This window comes from Polyangium fumosum (genome assembly GCF_005144585.1).
In the GTDB taxonomy this organism is placed as follows: domain Bacteria; phylum Myxococcota_A; class Polyangia; order Polyangiales; family Polyangiaceae; genus Polyangium; species Polyangium fumosum.
The window spans coordinates 1-11,994 of the sequence record NZ_SSMQ01000093.1; the positions used below are offsets into that span (position 1 = coordinate 1).

The 11,994-nt window shown below is 68.8% G+C and carries 6 protein-coding genes; 1 reads left to right on the top strand and 5 read right to left on the bottom strand.

Features of this window, described 5'->3' with window-relative positions; translation table 11 throughout:
* Positions 1 to 106: 106 nt before the first annotated feature.
* The 5 genes from E8A74_RS55765 to E8A74_RS46385 form a co-directional block, all read right to left on the bottom strand.
* Positions 107 to 4,180 carry a DNA methyltransferase gene (locus E8A74_RS55765; protein WP_136935593.1) on the bottom strand — a complete coding sequence of 1,358 codons (4,074 nt, stop codon included), beginning with the start codon at positions 4,178 to 4,180 and terminating at the stop codon, positions 107 to 109.
* Positions 4,177 to 7,863 (bottom strand): DISARM system SNF2-like helicase DrmD, encoded by a 3,687-nt coding sequence (gene drmD, locus E8A74_RS46370; protein WP_136935594.1) that lies wholly within the window; start codon positions 7,861 to 7,863, stop codon positions 4,177 to 4,179. Before drmD ends, E8A74_RS55765 begins: the two co-directional genes overlap by 4 nt.
* Positions 7,864 to 8,005: 142 nt before the next feature.
* Positions 8,006 to 9,373, bottom strand: coding sequence for a guanine deaminase (guaD, locus tag E8A74_RS46375; protein WP_136935595.1), 1,368 nt, complete (start codon positions 9,371 to 9,373; stop codon positions 8,006 to 8,008).
* Positions 9,374 to 9,443: 70 nt separating this feature from the next.
* Positions 9,444 to 9,734, bottom strand: a complete 291-nt coding sequence (locus E8A74_RS46380) for a hypothetical protein (protein WP_136935596.1) — start codon at positions 9,732 to 9,734, stop codon at positions 9,444 to 9,446.
* A 46-nt stretch (positions 9,735 to 9,780) separates the two neighbouring features.
* On the bottom strand, positions 9,781 to 10,821 hold the full coding sequence (locus E8A74_RS46385; protein WP_136935597.1) for an RNA polymerase sigma factor: 1,041 nt from the start codon (positions 10,819 to 10,821) through the stop codon (positions 9,781 to 9,783).
* A gap of 141 nt (positions 10,822 to 10,962) precedes the next feature.
* On the opposite strand from E8A74_RS46385, the gene E8A74_RS46390 reads away from it, so the two are divergent.
* Complete coding sequence (locus E8A74_RS46390) at positions 10,963 to 11,991, top strand: hypothetical protein (RefSeq protein ID WP_136935598.1); 1,029 nt, start codon at positions 10,963 to 10,965, stop codon at positions 11,989 to 11,991.
* The last annotated feature ends 3 nt before the right edge of the window (positions 11,992 to 11,994 follow it).

Genomic DNA, 11,994 nt, shown 5'->3' on the forward strand with positions numbered 1-11,994 from the left:
ATCTTCCGCGACGCAGGCGTCACCGGGTTCCAATGGCTCCCCATCCGCGTCATCGAGGACGAATGATGGGATCCCGACCCCCGCGAAACCTTCCCGGCTCGATGGACTAGAACAACGTCCCCTGCTTCCCGGGCGCCCCCTTCTTCCCCTTGCCCGCCTTCTTCGGCGCCGGGGCCTCGGCCTCGTCCCCCGCGCCGGCCTCCTCGCGCACCACGCGCCCCTTCTTCTTCCCGGCGAGCCCGAGCCGCTGCTCCTCCCGCGCGCGCTCCGCGTTGAGGACGTACAGCCGATCGATGACCTCGTCCTCGAAGGCCTGGATCGCCTCGCGGTCCTCGGCCGTGCGGGGGCAGAAGGGCGGGACGGGGATATCGCTCCAGCCGTAGGCAGCGAGGACGGCGCGGTCCATGTCCTCGTGGAGGCGGCGGAGGTCGAGGATTTGCCCGTCCTCGCAGGCCGGGTCCTTCAGGGCGTTGTAGGTTTTGGTGAGGCCCTGGTTGGTGTCGACCATGAAGCGGGCGCGGGCGGAGTAGAGGCGTTCGCCGATGGATTCGAGGTCGGGCAGGACGGTGCGCGGGTCGGGGTGGGGGAAGGGGAAGGTTTCGAAGCAGTCGGAGCCGGAGTAGCGGAGTCGGTCTTCGAGCGACGACGAGAGCAGGCGTGCCCAGGGCTCGTGGATGCGGGATTGGAGGACGGCGAAGGCCGAGGCGATGTCGAGGGGGAAAACGTAGAGGGTTTGGCTGAAGAACCAAGACGTCGGCCGAAACGAGAACATCAAGTGCTTGGTGACGTTAGCGGCCACGAGGCACATTGATTTCCCCTTGAGTGCGGCATAAAGGGCGCCCGCGTTCTCACCCGGGCGCCACCAATACGTTTTATACGTACCTCGCTTGTCACGCTCTCGTGCGGGGCGGACCTTCTCTTCGATGATGCGCATTAATAACGGCCACTGGCGCGCCTCTTCGAGCGTCTTCGTCGTGAAGTCGATCATGTACCGCTCGAACGCCCCGGTTGAATTCGAGTTAACCTCCTCGCCGCCCAGGTAGGGGCGAAGAACAGTTTTGTTGGACCGGTCAGCGCGAACGAGTTCATCGTACTCCGCGAGCGTTACCGCGAGCCCGGCACCGACGAGCTTGCCACCCATGAACGCAAGATCCGCGTTTGCGGCCAGGGCAACCGCTTCGTCGCGCTCGCGACGTGGTGTGAGCCTCGAGTCAATGAACGCAACCGGATGTCCGTCGAGCACTGGGGCCGTGGCGATCCCGGCTACACGACCGAAAGCCATATGGATGAGCGAAACGCTAACCGCAGCTTTACCAGGCCAGGGCATGCTCGACTGCGCTTCGTAAATCATCGCTCCACGTTGCATGAGGGCCTTCACGCCCATCAGCCGGGAGTCCCCCTGGGCGATCGTATTGGTGGCGACCAGCCCGAGTGTCCCGTGGGCACCTATCAATATAGCCGCGCGACGGAAGAAATAGGCACAGAGATCGGTGTTGGGACGTCCCTTGACATCGGGGTGGAGCGCCATGAGCCAATCGAGCATGCGCTCGCCGCTCGACTCGCTTATCGTGTTCTTCCCAGCAAACGGCGGATTCCCCACCACCGCCTCCATCAACGCCGCCCCCGTCACCCGTCCCCCATCCAGCGGATCCGGCCTCGCCTCGAAAAACACCTCCGGAAACTCGATCCACCAATGAAACGGCGAAAGCTTCGCCCGCGCCTCCCCCGCGAGCGCCGCAAGCTCCCCCCCTGCGTCCTCGTTCTCCTTCCCGACCCACGCCTCCACCAGCGCAAGCCGCCTCTTCCGCTCCTTCTCCCGCGCCGCGTCTTTCTCCTCGGAAAAGAACGCCCCCACGCACGCATCCGCCACGATGCGCACCCGTTCGATCGCCTGCTGCGAGAAATCGAACAGCCGCCGCTTCTCCGCCTGCGACGCCGGATCCTCATGATCCGCAAGCGCGAGGAGCTGCTGCCTCAGCTCCACCGCCTGATCGAGCGCATCCCGCAGGATCAACCGCACCATCTCCACCTGCCCCGGCGGCGCCCAGTGGAACGCCTCGATCTGCTTGAAATCCAGCCCCACGAGGCTGTCGCCGTGCCGCAACGCATGATCGACGAACGTGAACGGCAGCGTCCGGCTCATCGTGACGAGCCAGAGCGAAAGCTTCGCCAGCTCCACGGCCGCCGGGTTCTTGTCGACGCCATACAGGCACCGCTGCGCGACAAGCCTCCGGGCATGCAGGTGCGCATCCCCGAACAACTCGATCATCCGCGCGAGCTCGCCCTGCCGCGTCCACGCGGCCACGATCTCGCTCGCGAGCTCATGACACGCCGCCACGAGGAACGCGCCCGACCCCATCGCAGGATCGCAAATCTTGAGCTGAAGGATCTGCTCGGGCGTGCGCTCGGCGCCGAGGCACGCGAGCAGCGGTTCGAGGGTGCGGCGGACGACCTTCACGGTGAGCGAAGGCGGCGTGTAATGGGTGCCGGTGCGGCGCCGCTCCTCGCCGGGCTGGAGGACGAGGCGGCCGGAGGCGGCGCGGTGGCGAAGGACGTCGTCGCGGCGGCCGGCGGAATGGGCGGAGAGCGCCTCGGCGAGCGCGTGGTCGTCCTTGCCGGCTTCCTTGACGGCCTTTTCGATGGCGCCCACGGGCCCGGGATGGAGGCCGCAGGTCTCCTTGAGGAAACGCGCCCGGTCCGTCGGGCTCATCGCGCGCAGGGCCGTGGTCTCGACCCACACGCCATGTTTGCCGAGCCGCGCGGCGGGGCTCTCGACCCGGAGCACGTGGAAGCCCATCAGCGATTCGTAGACGCTGCCAATCTGCACGACGTCGAGCGTGCGATAACTGAGCCGCTGCCCGCCGAAGACCATCAGGCGGTGCAGGACGCGGTAAATCGTGCCGTCGTCGAGGCTCGGCGGACGGGCCTCGGCGCGCGCGGCGGGGTCGGTCACCGCGGCAGTCCAGCCGGGCAGGCCTCCTTCGAGGAACGGGTACGTGTTCGGGTCGAAGAGGCGCCCGCGGCGCGGGGGAAGCTCGAGCGTGCCGTGCTTCACGCCAAAAAAGACGGCGCGGAAGAGCGCGAGGAGCAGGCCGTACGCGCCGAAGCGGTGGTGCATGCTCTCGGGAAACGCGCCCGCGTCGTGGCTGAGGCGGGCGTAGAGGCCGGCGAGGCTCAGGTGCTCGGCGTAGGTGGAATGCTCGACGGGCAAGAGGGACTGGTCCTCCGCGTAGAGCAGGAAGACGAGCCGGAGCACGACGGAGAGGACACCCTGATAAAAGTGATCACCTTCGGTTTCGAGGGCAGGTCGGAGCCAATCGACCCGATCCCCGATACAGTCACGCGAGCACGCGGCCTCAAAACCGGCGAGGAGGATCTCGACGGCCTCGAAGACCTGTTTTGCAAGCTCCTCGGTGACGTCGGCCTGGCGTCGCCGGCTCTCGGCGAGCAGGCCTTCGAGGGTGAACTCGGCCGAGGCGCTGTAGGCACGGCGCGCCTGGAGCAGGAGGTCGAGCGCGGTGAGGAGCGGGCGGCCTTCGGGGCCGCGGAGGTGCTCGACGCGGAAGGTGAGGTGCCCGGTGGATTCGCCGATCGGCGCGTACACGAGGCGCAGGTGCTTGCCATTGAAGAGCAGGCCGATCGGGATGCCGACGTGCCGCAAGAGGCGCTCGAACTTGGCGGTCGGCGGATACCGCCACGGGCCCGTGATGGCCTCGGGCTCGTCGAGGTCGATGTCGGCGCCCGATTCGGTGAGATCCCACAAGAGGGCCCCATAGGGGGTCGCGGGCGCGTTCGCCTGTGCCGGGGAAGGGGGAGATTCGTCGAACGCGGCGAACGGGTCGTCCTCCGCGGCGACGAAGGGCCCACGCCCGAGGGCGAAGCTCGGGCGGATCTCCTGCCCGCCCTCGGCGGCATAAAAGGAGAGGGTTTCCGGCAGCCCGGCGCGGGGCACGAGCATCCCCGGCTGCGCGTAGCCGAGGAAGTCGCGGAAGAACGCTTCGAGGCTCCGGATGCGGGGGGATTCCGGGTCGAGCTGCGCCGCGAAGGCGATCGAGAGCTCCGCGCGCTCCTCGGGGGCGATCTGCGCGTCCGCGAGCACGGGGACGCTGAAGACGAGGCCCTCGATGGGCTGCGCGAGGCCGAGCCATTTCTTGTGGAAGAGGACGTCGCGGTCCTTCATGTCATCGACTCCGGAAACGCAACGACGAGCCCCACGGGCGTGAGGCGGGACATGCGCACTTCGTAGAGGGCCTCGATGGCCCGAGGCTCGGTCTCGAGCTCGCTCGCGGCGGCGGCGCGGCGGCGGTCGAGGTGCCGGAGGTCGAGGTCGACCTGGCGTTTTTGCTCCTTGTCCTGCAGCTCGAAGAGGTCGGCCTGGCGGAGGCGGGCCTCGGCCTTGTCGATGGAGGTGCGCTGCCGGAGGAGCAGATCACGCAGGTCATTGGCCTCGCGGCGCGCGCGCTCGGCGAGGCCTTGCCGCGCCTCGACGGCGAGGGCGTCGGCCTCGGCTTCGAGGTGTGGCCAGAGGGCGCGGAAGAGGGTTTCCGCATGCTCGCGGATGCGCTTGGTGAGGGTCGCATTGGGCGCGCGGCCGCCGCTCGCGAGGAGCTTTTCGGTGGAGGCGATGGCCATCACAGCCGTCGCGCGATCCTTGTAGGGCTTGATGGTGCTGGCGTCGCCGGACCACGCGGCCGCGAGCGGGACGAGCTGGTCGTGGAGCCGCGCGGCCCCGGCGCCGAAGAGCGTGAGGCGGCCATACCCGACCACGCGGACGACGCTCTCGCCCGGAGCGACGACCGCAGTCACCCGGGAAAGATCGTGCGCGGAAAACCCTTGCGCGAGGAAACGATCGAGGATGCGCTTGACGAACGGGTGCGCGAGGTGGAGCTGCTCGGCCCCTTCGGAGAGGCTCGCGAGCGGGTGGAAGGTCACCGGCTGCGGGGGTTTCTGGCGCCACTCCCAGAAGTCCTCGGTGCGCCCGCGGGGGGGCCGGAGGGTATCGAGCGTGACGTCCCAGGACCTGTCGAGCGCCGGCAGCTCGTGCGTCGCACGCCCGTCGCTGGTCTTGCCTGCGTCCTTCAAGGGCGGCGCGCCCGCGAGCGCGAGGCCAATCTCGACGACGCCCCGCAACGAGTCGGGCTCGACCTCGAGCGTACGCCGGGAGGTTTCGAGGCGGCGACCCGCACGATCGATTTCGGCGCGGAGGGCTGCGAGGTCGGTGCGTTGGGATTCGAGCTCGGCATCGACGGTGGCCGTCTTCGCTCCGGTGCCCACCTTCTCGATGGCCGCGCGCGCCTTGCCCGTGATGCCGTTCTCGAGCGCCGCTTCGATCTGGTCGAGCAGCACGGCCCCGAGGGAGCCGAGCTCGCGCTGCACGGTCGCGATCTTGCGTACGGCGGTCTCGAGCACCTGATCCTCGGTGCGCTGCGGGTAAACGAAGTAATGGCAGCGGACCTCCGGGGCAGGTTGCAACGTGCGGTCGATGCGGCCGTTGCGCTGCTCCATGCGGGCCGGGTTCCAGGGGATGTCGATGTGGAAGAGGTCGGCGCAGTGGGCCTGGAGGTTGACGCCCTCGCGGGCGGCGTCGGTGGCGACGAGGATGCGCACGGGGTGCTCGTCAGGCGCGCTGTTGAAGGCGCGCTGCACCTCGTCGCGCGCCTCGTCGCCCATGCCACCATGGAACTGCATGATGCGGTTCTCACCGTCGTGGGTGTGCAGGGCGGCCGCGGCGAGGAGCTCGACGAGGTAACGTTTCGTGTCCGCGTACTCGGTGAAGATGAGCACGCGGCGCGGCGACCAGGCGCGGCGCGCGCGCGTGTCCTCGCCGAGGCCGAGCGCGGGGCAGAGGTGCTCGCGCATCCAGGCGAGCAGCGCGAGCGTCTTGGCGTCGGGCTCGCGGCGGGCTTTCTCGGCGAGCGCGCGCATCTCGGCGAGGAGCGCGCGGGCCTCCTCGGTGGGCGTGGGGAGCGTCGCGCTCGTCTGACGCACGGCCGCTTCGCTCTCCTCGGCGAGCGCCTCGTCCGAGAGCCCGTGGGTCTCCGGGTCCGCCTCGGCGTCGAGCGAGGCCTTGGGCTTGGCCGCGGAGAGCTTCAATTGCTGGGGCGCCGCGACCGGCCCGCCCTTCTTCGCGAGGCCCTGCGCATGCGCCTCGATCGTACGCGCGAACGCCTCGGGGCTCGACAGGAGCCGCTGCTGCATGTGAATGAACGGGAGCCGTCCCTGTCCCGAGGCCGGCGCGCAGAGCTCGGTGTAGCGCTGGAGCTTCTCGCCCAGCAAAAGCTCGATGGGCTGCCCAGAACCGAGCTCGCTCGCCACCACCTTGCCTTCCTCCCCGGTCTCCGCGTCGTAGGTCTTCTGCGCGAGGCGAAAGACGCCGCCCTGGGGTTTGGGGCGCAGGGCGCCGCCAGGCGACCCGGAGCCCCAATCGTCGACGTGATGCGAGAGGGCGAGCTGCACGAGCCGGCGGCGCGGGAAACGCTCGACGCCGAGCTGGCGCAGGTCGCGCTTGAGCCTGCGCACCATGATGGGATCGAGGTCCTTCTTGCCTTCGACCGGGACACCACGCGTGAAGCGCACCGGATCGAGGATCTCGAGGAGCGCGCTGAAGCTGTTCGAGTGGCCGTTGTGGGGTGTGGCGCTGAGGAAGAGGCGATTGTCGAAGCGGGGGGCGAGGTCGCGGATCGTCCGCGTGATGTCGGTGTCGGTGGCGTACTTGCTCGCGGAGGCGGGCGCCGCGGCGTGCGCCTCGTCGAGGATGAGCAGGCCTTTGCGCGCCCGCTCGCCGAGGTGGTGAAGCAGGGGATCGCGGTACTCGGGCCGGCGCAAGAGCGCGTGCGAGACGATGAAGCGGCTCTGCGTGCTCCAGGGGTTGGTGCCGAATCCGCGCTCCTGGCGCCGATAGCCGACGAACTGCCGGGTCATCACCTCGAAACGAAGGCCGAAGCGGCGCTGCATCTCGCCCTGCCACTGGAGGCAAACGGAGGCGGGACAGACGACGAGGACGAAGCTCGCCTGCTGCCGGAGGATGAGCTCCTGGAGCACGAGGCCCGCCTCGATGGTCTTGCCGAGCCCGACGTCGTCGGCGATGAACAGGTTCGCGCGGGGAAGCTCGAGCGCCTTCATGAGCGGCGTGAGCTGGTGCGCCATGAGCTTGATGCCGGCGCGGAAAGGGGCCTGGAAGCGCGTCGCGTCCGCCGCGCTCACCGCGCTCCACTTGAGGGCGTGCAGATAGGCGCCGAAGTGGGCTGGGGGATCGAGCCTCGAGACTTCGCCGAGGCCGTGGGTCTCGGGCGCGACGATACGTGCGCCGAGTTCGAGGTCCCAAAGCACGTCGATAGGACGGCCGGGATCGTCGTCGTCGAGGCAGACGAGCCGCACGAGCGGCGACTCGTTGCCTTCGCCCGAGGAAACGTCTTCCACGAGCCACTGGCGATGCCGGGCATGCACGATCTGGCCCTTGGCGGGCAGGCCGTCCGCGTTCGCGGCGGGAGGCCGCACCGTGGCCGCCCGCGGGTCGAGCCCCGCGGCCTCGAGCACGAGCGCCTGGAGGTCGTTGCGGGCCCTCGCGGAGGGATCGAGGCCGTGGCGTCGGCAGACGGCGCGAAGCTCGTCTCGCCCGAGCTCGCGGAGAAGGGCTGGGAGACGGCCGCCAAGGTGGCTCGCGAGCTTGGCGAGGAGGCGGTCCCTGCCGGGGGCGACATCACGGACCTCGCAGCCGAGCAGCCGGCAGAGGTCGAGGAGGCGCCCCGTGGAGATGACGGCGAGGACCGAGGGGACGGTCGGCTCCGTGGGCACGGGGTGGAAGCCAAAGGGCTGCGCAGCAGCAGCGTTTTCGGGTGTTTTGAGCGTTCTCCTGGCAGCCACGCGTGTCTCCCGGTGGTGCCCGAGCGCCGGCGGCGGCCTCGGGCGGCGGGAGTGTAACAGGAAGAGGCGTGATGGGATGCGGAGGAAACCGGGCGAGCGACCTTGCGCCTCCGGCCCAGGCGTGGCGTTCGAAATCGCCGCGTCAGCCCGCCCCGCCGACCCGTCTTCCAGCGACCCATACCTCGGCGAGATTCGCGCGGGAGGCCGTGTAAACGATCTTCGCGAGCACATCCTCGGGCGCATCAAGCTCGTCGAAGAGCCGGATCGTGCCGTTTGGCGCCGTGGTGTCGACACGGACAGCGTCGAAGTGGCAGCCGGGCTCGAAGCGGCCGACCGGGAGATCCAGCGCGTCGGCGCCCCCGGCGGTCGCGAGATGGAACGCGTCGCGGATGTCGATGCGGGAGGAGGGCCGGCCGCGTGTCTCCGGCGGCAGCGCCGGGTCGACCCCGCTCTCCAGCATACGCGAGGCAGCAACGGCCAAACGGCAGGCGTCGAGCATGGAGGCGCTCGGGCCGCCGGAAATGTCGGTGCCCAGGCCGACGCGGACGCCCTTGGCAAGCGCTGCACGGAGGGGGAAGACCGCATTCGAGAAATAGGCGTTCGACAGGGGACAGTGCGCGACGCCCGATCCGCGGGCGGCGATGCGGGCCATGTCGGAGGCCGTGATCAGGTTCGCATGGGCGAGGATCGAGCGTCGCGTGAGGAGGCCGAAACGATCGAGGCATTCGGCGTCCGTCACCCCGTGGCGGGCGAGGACATAGCCGTGCTCCCAGTCGCTCTCGGAGCAATGGGTTTGGACGTGGCAGCCGTGTTCCTTGACGATGGCGCCGAGGCCTTCGAGCATCGCGTCGGTGCAGGAAGGTAGGAATCGCGGCGTCACGACGGGGTGGACGAGGCCGCCTTCATTCGCCGGATGGGCGCGGACGTAGTCGAGGAGCGCTCGGGTGCCTTCAAGGCCGGCCTCGGTCGAGGCGTCGCGGTAGAAGTCCGGGCATTCCTGCGGGTTATCCATCGCGACCTTGCCGACGAGGGCGCGCTGGCCCTGTTCCAGGCAGGTGTCGACGAGGAGGCGGGTCGCTTCCTGGTGGATCGTGGCAAAGTAGAGGGCCGTCGTGGTGCCACTCGCGAGGAGGTCGGCGACGAGGGTTTTGTAGACCTTTTGCGCGAAGGCCACGTCGGCGTAGCGGGCTTCCAGCGGGAAGGTGTGGCGCAGCCAGATTTCCAGCGGCACGTGGAGCGCCTTGCCGAGCTGCGGGTATTGCGGGGCGTGGATGTGGAGGTCGACGAAGCCGGGGATCACGTACGAGCCCGCGGGAAGTGTCACCAGGGCGCCGGCCCTCGATGCGGCGATCCGGGCGCCTTCGTGGTGGGGGTCGCTCGATCGGGTCACGGTGGTGATCCGGCCTGCTTCGTCGATTTCGACGAGGGCGTCGTCCAGCACCTCGATGCCGCCGAGCACGGGCGCGTGGAAGAAGGTGCCGGCGAGGGTTTTGCCGCGGAGGTCGGTCATTCGGGTTGCTCTTCGTAGCATGCTCTGCACCGAAGCGGCCCCGACCCTCTGCCCCGGGGAGCCCGTGCCGTCAACGCCGCTGCTGCTTCTTCCAGAGCGGGACCGCCGCCACCGTCACGTTGAATGCGGTCTGATGAATCAACCCGACCGCGGCCGCGGCCTCCTCGTCCGTCATCGCGAACCCGACGAACCGCGTTCGCCCCTTGATCTTCTCGGGATCCACCCCCTCCGCGTTCACGTACAGCCGACCATCACTCCCGAGTGCGAGCTCGGTCGGAAGCTCCTCCGGAGCCTCTCCCTCCTGCTTCGCAACGGGTTTGCCGCTCCCTCTCGCCATTTTCCCACCTTTGGCCGCCTTCATGACCACCTCCGCACCTCCCCCCCAAAGCTTCCCTCTTGCAACGCTGTCAGCGCGCTTCGGCCAGCATGCTCATGGCCGCCGCGCGAAGCGTCCGCCGTTGCTTGACATGCGTCGAATCCGTCATCTTGGACTCGTATTCATCCAGGAGCGCGAGCGCGCGCCGCGCGTCCCCCCGGTTCAAGGCCGCCTTGGCGTGGACCAGCAACGAGAAGTTTCCTTCCTCGACGACGTGTAGCTTCGGCGGGGCATTGGCGGGAGGGAGCGTCGTCGACGGAGCAGCACCTCCCGATCTGGCAGACCGGGAAACAACCACCGTGTCATGCCACCCGGCACGCGCCTCGCGCTCGCTTGCTCCCGGTTCGACCCTTCCAGCGCACGGCCCGGACGGGGAAAACCCAACCACGAAGGCGCCCACCGCCACGCTCACGGCAAACCGAATCGCAGGCTCCAGAATCCGAGCACACGCGCGGAGGATCCCACAATCCCATCCCTCCCGCGCCGGCATCTCCTCGTCCGCAGAACCCAAACCGAAGCATCCAAACGGCAGCAGCATGCCCAGCCGCCGCTTGGAATCGTCGAGCAAGTCCTGCAGCCGCATCCGCAGCTCCTCGCGCGCCCGCTGCAGCCACGAGGAAAGCGTATTCTCATTGACGCCCTGCTCGGACGAGAGCTCCCGGACGGTCACGCCCTCGACGCAACACGAAAGCACGAGCTCCCGCCGCTCCGGGGACAGACCCTCCAATCCCAGCCGGAACCACTCGCGCTCGGCCACATCCACCACGTCATGGATGGGCGCGGCGACCGCATCGATGTCGTCGGGGTTGTCCCATAACGTCTCCAGCGCCCGCCTCTTTTGCTGCTTCCAGTGTGCTTTCGCGCGCAGGTGCACCAGCCGAAACAACCATGCTTTGACGCGGTCGACCTCCTCCGCAGGTGGCCTCGTCCGCGTGACGTCGTACGCATCCCGCAACGCCTGGATCGCCACGTCTTCCGCATCCGCGTCGGGGACGAACTTTCGCGCGCGTTCGACCATCCAGGGCAGGTACCCGGGTAAATCGTCGACTTCTTTGGTTTTTCGCCCGTTCACGGTACACCCTCTCCGGTTCGTCCCCGCGTCCCGCTCCGGTTCGTCTTTCGCCCCTGCTCCGTGAGGAGCCGTTTTCGAACGTTTCCGTGCAGCAAATCGACATGACCCCGAAGATTTTCGACCGGGGCCTGGAGTCTGGTGATGCGAACCCCTGAAGCAGGCGGCAAGGTCGGCCTGCGAGCCCTGCAGGCTGTCATCGGCGTGACGATGGCACTCGCGGCGCCGCTCGATGCGCGCGCCGAGCCACCCCACTACCGCGTCGAGCTCGTCGCGCCGAAGCACCTGCCGGCCTGCAACGACCCGGAAGGTTTTTTCGAGGAGCTCGACCTCGCGCTCTCGCAACCGCTGCTCGACCCTCCAGCATCGCGGGTGCTCGAGGTGCACATCGAGCGGCCTTCTGGGGGAGCGTATGGAGTGAAGGTCGTCTTCCGGGAGCCCGGGGGGCAGGTGCTCGAGACGGTGCGTCTCACGTACCCAGGCTCGATGGAGTGCTTCAAGGTGCTGCACAAGGTCGCGCTGGTCGCGGCCATCGAGATGGAGGCGGAGGAGGGCGCTCCGAAGGAGCCGACGCCCCCACCGCCGCCTCCCGCAGCTCCGCCGCCGGCGTCACGTCCGGCTCCGCCCAGCGAGCCTTGCCCGCCGCCCCCCCCCGCGGAGCCCCCCAAGCCCCCCGCGGCGCGGCGCGGGTTCGTGGGCGTCGGGCTCGGCGCCTTCCTCTCCTTCGCCCCGGAGGCGTTTTTCGCTCCGCGTGTGATCGTGGGCTGGCACGTTCGCCCGAGCCTGGTGCTCGAGCTCGACGTGGCAGGGCAAGCGTGGATGACGGCGAATCCACAAAACGGGCCCACGGCGGTCGACGTGCAGACGGGCTTCGGCACCCTCGCGGGGTGTTACGCGCCGTCGTCGCTTCGGCTGTGCGGCATCGTGATGGGTGGGGTGCAGCGGTCGGTGGGGATCGACCGGGCATTCTCCCAAGCGACGACGCTACCGCTCTTTGGCGTGGGCCTACGAGCCGGTTTCGAGCAGGTCATGGTCGGCTCGTTGCTGCTACGCACGGACCTCGATGCCGTGTTCAACATCGCGAACCGCGACATCCACGGCCGAACGTGGCCTCTCTGGGAGCCGATCCCGCTCGCCGCGAACGTGACCACGTCGCTGCTCTGGTCGTTCTAGCCC